Source organism: Thermogutta sp. (assembly GCF_014359955.1).
GTDB lineage: Bacteria > Planctomycetota > Planctomycetia > Pirellulales > Thermoguttaceae > Thermogutta.
In genome coordinates this window covers 1-1,426 of the sequence record NZ_JACIYL010000979.1, presented here as the reverse complement: position 1 = coordinate 1,426, position 1,426 = coordinate 1, and the positions used below count along the sequence as shown (strand labels likewise).

The following is a 1,426-nucleotide window of genomic DNA, read 5'->3' as shown; positions in this document are numbered from 1 at the left end:
CCTCTCTCGCTGCTCGGTGGACCGCGCATTCCGCACGAGGCTCTGAGCGGCCTCCAGATGGAGCGACCAGGGGTCCATTTCGAAGCCAAGCCCCAGCGCCTCTCCGGCCTGGATGGCCAGAGCGAAATCCCCGCCACTCAAAGCCAGTTCGCGGGCCTCCTGATAGAGGGCGAATCGGCGAACCGGGTCGGTTTCCTGATTCCCCTGTTTGAGGAGCATACGCGCCAGCAAAACTTTGGCTGCCGGTGCCGTGGCCTCCTGATAGTCTTTTCGAAATTCCTGCCGTATCTGATCCCGCGCCAGCTTTTCGTCCTGCGGAGAGGGGACCGGTATTCGCTGAGCGGACGGCGGTCCTCCGACCATGGACGGGGGCGGTTCCGCAGGTCCTGGCGACTCCTGGGGTGAAGTGACGGCCAGATCCGTCGAGGACAGGGAAGCCAGTTGGCTGTCCAGCGTATGTCGGGCCAAAGTCGGAAGCTGGCTCACCTGGGCCAGGATGGCTTCTGTATAGCCCACCTGGACCGAAGGACCAGAGAGCTGCTCGGTCGGGGCGACGTTGACACCTGCCGGTTGTGCTGCCAGGGAACTCACCACCAGTTTGAAGGATTTGGCCCAGGGTTGCGCGGTAAGACGGCATTCGAGAGGATGATCCCCAGGAGTGAGAACGAGCGACGTGTTCCATACCGTTTCCTGTAAATCCTTGGGGACAGGAAGCTCGCGGCCATCGACGCTCACTGTCACACCTTCCCAGGATGCGCCCTCCCAGGTGAGCTGGAGATGCACCGGCACGCCCGGGGCAGTTCCGCTTTTTACGCGAATCACGCCGAGCAGGCGAACCGACTCCTCTCCCGGTTGCAACCCGTACTGCGTCACCAGACGATCCAGATCGCTTCCCGCAACCGGGTCTCCCGGCAAATAGCGAACAATCACGCCGAGGTCTTCTCCATCGACTCTGACGCGGCCCAGCAGCCCGGGACGCAACGGCGAATCAGCCGGGGACGACGGGGCGGAAGGGGCCGCAACGGTCGGCGCCAGGGGCGAAGCACCTGAGGGTTTCTGGACTATTCCTTGTGCGGCCGGGTTGGCGGAAGGTCCGTGGGCTGTACCCGCCGAATTGCCGCCGGCCACGGCCGGCGGTGCTGGGCGGCTGCCGGTCATATCGGAAGGCGTTTTCGAGATGGCCCGGCCGGTCGCTGAAGGGGCTGACGTCGATGGGTGCGACGATTCCTCCGCCGAAGAAGGCGCCGCAGCCGCTACCAGATCGGACGACCGGGGCGGAGCGGGCGGCACGAACCGATTGACAAGCGCCGAGATCAACAACAGGGCCAAAGCCAGAAAGACCGTGACCCCCGGATGATCCCACAAAAAAATGATGGGCGCCAGAAGGCGTTTCCACACGGGTTTTTGCTGGCGGGAACGGACCGTT

The 1,426-nt window shown here is 64.0% G+C and carries 1 protein-coding gene; it reads right to left on the bottom strand.

Features of this window, described 5'->3' with window-relative positions:
- On the bottom strand, positions 1 to 1,398 hold a 1,398-nt coding region (locus tag H5U08_RS18725; RefSeq protein WP_297036646.1), incomplete at its 3' end, for a hypothetical protein.
- Positions 1,399 to 1,426 lie beyond the last annotated feature (28 nt).